We start from the raw sequence: 2870 nt of genomic DNA on the forward strand, positions 1-2870 counted from the left end.
CCCCCAATCCGCCCAAGCACCCGGTCCAGCTGATCCATCACCACATCGACCACCACCACGATGATCTACCACACGCCACCCGAGTGCCGTTGCAGAACACTGGCCGGCCGGCACCAACACGCACCTGTTCACCACCGCCCACAGCGTCTTCACCCTCGGCGACCCGGGCCATCGCGACCACCAGGCTCGCCCGGATCTTCCGCATGGTCGAGGTGCAGGCCCAGCAGCTGTGAGGTGGCTGCCACCGGCCGGCCGCAACCGGCGCAACGCGTGCCCTTCGAGGTCCGTGGCCGCCAGCTCCTATCGGCGACGTTGGCAGCGTGCCGGGCCTGGTTCACGGCCGAGGGTCACCGCGAGCCGCCGTGCCACTGCACCGACCGACGGTAAGGTGTTCCTTCGGGCGGGCAGTCCGACAGGGCAGGAGGTGCGCAGCAGCCGTGAGCTGTTCCGCAACTGACACGGGGGTGTGCGATGGCTGACCGTCCGATTCTGGTGCTGGCCGCCATCGGCGGGCAGGGGCGTGCCGTCACCGCGGCGCTCCTGGACCGCGGCGCCGAGGTGCGGGCGCTGGTGCGTGATCCTGGCAGCCCGGGTGCACAGGCTCTGAGCCGGCGCGGTGTCGAGGTCGTTTCCGGCTTGCTGGAGGACGTCGATTCCCTCACCGGCGCCATGCGCGGCGTGGCAGGCGTGTTCGCGTTGACCACGCCGTTCGAGTCGGGGGTGGAGGCCGAGGTGGCCCAGGGGCGGGCGATTCTCGCGGCCGTGCGCGAGGCGGACGTGCCGCACCTCGTGTTCAGCTCGGTCGCCGGTGCCGCTCAGCGGACCGGGGTTCCGCATTTCGACAGCAAAGCGATCGTGGAGTCCGAGGTCCGTGCGAGCGGGGTCCCCTACACGATCCTGGGGCCCACGTACTTCTTCGACAACGCTCTCGGTGATCAGGAACGGATTCTCGCGGGATCACTCGACCTCCCGTTGCCGAGTGACCGGCCGCTGCAGCAGCTCGCGCGCTCCGATCACGGCGCGTTCGCCGCCCAGGTGCTGGTGCACGCCGGCAAGTATGCGGGCCGGCGAATCGAGCTCGCCAGCGACGCCCCTACACCGGCGGAGATGTCGCGCTCGCTGAGCGCCGCCGTCGGCTTTGAGGTGCGCCACAACCGGTATCCCCTCGAGTCCATCCGCAACCCGGACATGCACGCGATGTGGGAGTTTCTCAACGGACCGGGCTACCAGGTGGACATCACCGCGCTGCACGCCGCCCATCCGGAGATCGAGTGGACTTCCTTCGCCACCTGGGCTCAGCGGGTCTTCGCGTCCGGATCGTGAACGTCGCGCCTGCCTCGCGCGAACATCGACGCCGCGTAGGGTCAGATTTGTTCCGTCGGCTGATGGGGAAGGTCGTACAGGGCGGGGTTGTCTCGTAGCGGCACCTCGGCACGGTCGCCAGCGCCCATCCGCGAGCACGGCGAACAGCATGGAGCCCATGCCGTATGGGTCGTAGATCCCGGTCAGCGGCCCGGGCCAGGGGGAGCGCAGCCTTGAATTCCGGGCGCACCCGGATCCGGGTGCTGATCTTCTCGCAGAATACGCGCGCGCACTTCGCCGTCGCCAGCGCGTCGAGCTGGCTGTGCGTGGCCGGCGAGCACCCGCGCGGCGAACAGGCCCGCGACGCTGCCACTGAGGACACACGCTTGTATCGAAGTGCTCGGGTGCGGTCTCGGGCGGTGCCAGGTTCACGACCTGCCAGAAGAGGGCGACGTGTGACTCGGCCATCCTCCCACGCGGGTGTGCGCAAGAGCGAAGCTAGCCGTGGCCGGGTTGCGAAGCCGTCGTCCGGAGCCGACCCGGTACGTTCGGGCGGCGGGCGCGCACGTCGGACGCCGCGGGCTGCGTGCCGGCCGGGCCGTCGGTCGCGAAAGGTCCGTCGCGCGAAGGTGCCGGAACTCCGGCGGTTCGAGCGCGAACTCCGCGGCGTTGCGGGAGAGATCGGCGTCGACGCTCGAAGAGCTCGAAGTACCGGTCGGGGGCGCTGAGTTCGCGGTAGGCGGTCCACCTCCGTGCGCACGTGCGCTGCCGCGAAAGGCCCACGCGCGCGAGGGCCTTCAGGAACTCCGCCGAGTTCTCCGACGGCACGTGATAGCAGACCTCGACGAGCACGGCCCGGCTGACGAGTCGAGCTCTTCCTCTTTGCCGATGAGGATGCCGATCTCGGTTCGGGCCACGGCATCACCACGGTCCGGTCCAGTGCGCCCGTACTCGGGTGGATCGGCAGCACCACCAGGGAAATGGCGCCGAACACGAGCAGCACGGCCGAGACCGTCAGCGTTGCGGCCACGCCGAGGCCGGCGTAACCGCGCCAGATCGACCGAAGGTCGGTCCGTGCTCGACCTGCCGGGCCGGATGCATACCGGCAACACACGAACGTGGTCCGAGCGGTCGATGGCACCCGGAAGCATTTCAACCCAGCCGTTTCCCGAGTTACCGGGCGCTAGACTCGCCCGATGAGCGAACGCGTCGAGGTCACCCGCACGGGCCCGATGGAGTACCGGGCGGTCGTGCAGGACGGGCTGGACACCACGCAGCACCGGATCACCATGTCGCACGCGGTGCTGGACGACCTGCTGATACCTGACCTCGACACGCACCGCGTGGCGAGGGAGACGGTCAAGTACCTGCTCGACCGCGAACCGGGGGACGAAATGCCGCAGGAGATCGACCTGGACCACCTGAGCAACCACGACAAGGGCTTCCTGACCGAGCTCAAGGCGCGGCTCACGAACTAGTGTCGCGTGTCGTTAGTTGTTTGACGGTTGGGTGGGTGTCAGAATGCGGTATGGCGAATCGACCGGCTGCCGCGCTGTCTCTTCGTGATG

At 68.9% G+C, this 2870-nt stretch carries 4 protein-coding genes; 3 read left to right on the forward strand and 1 reads right to left on the reverse strand.

Annotated elements, in window-relative coordinates:
* Positions 1-233 (forward strand): hypothetical protein (locus AB0M56_RS50445; protein ID WP_364190779.1); only part of this gene is annotated, 233 nt, incomplete at its 5' end.
* Positions 234-471: 238 nt separating this feature from the next.
* Positions 472-1323 (forward strand): NmrA/HSCARG family protein, encoded by an 852-nt coding sequence (locus AB0M56_RS50450; RefSeq protein ID WP_364190782.1) that lies wholly within the window; start codon positions 472-474, stop codon positions 1321-1323.
* Between the two features lie 477 nt (positions 1324-1800).
* On the opposite strand, the gene AB0M56_RS50455 is transcribed toward AB0M56_RS50450, so the two are convergent.
* Complete coding sequence (locus AB0M56_RS50455) at positions 1801-2154, reverse strand: MFS transporter (protein WP_364190784.1); 354 nt, start codon at positions 2152-2154, stop codon at positions 1801-1803.
* Between the two features lie 344 nt (positions 2155-2498).
* On the opposite strand from AB0M56_RS50455, the gene AB0M56_RS50460 reads away from it, so the two are divergent.
* The gene (locus tag AB0M56_RS50460; RefSeq protein ID WP_364190787.1) at positions 2499-2780 is read left to right on the forward strand and encodes a hypothetical protein; all 282 of its coding nucleotides are present in this window, start codon (positions 2499-2501) and stop codon (positions 2778-2780) included.
* The last annotated feature ends 90 nt before the right edge of the window (positions 2781-2870 follow it).

It is taken from the genome of Amycolatopsis sp. NPDC051372, from assembly GCF_040682095.1.
Lineage (GTDB): Bacteria > Actinomycetota > Actinomycetes > Mycobacteriales > Pseudonocardiaceae > Amycolatopsis.

Bases quoted from the DNA above. Each gene is read 5' to 3' on its own strand.
- AB0M56_RS50450 (WP_364190782.1), top strand. From the start codon at position 472: ATGGCTGACCGTCCGATTCTGGTGCTGGCCGCCATCGGCGGGCAGGGG.
- AB0M56_RS50460 (WP_364190787.1), top strand. From the start codon at position 2,499: ATGAGCGAACGCGTCGAGGTCACCCGCACGGGCCCGATGGAGTACCGG.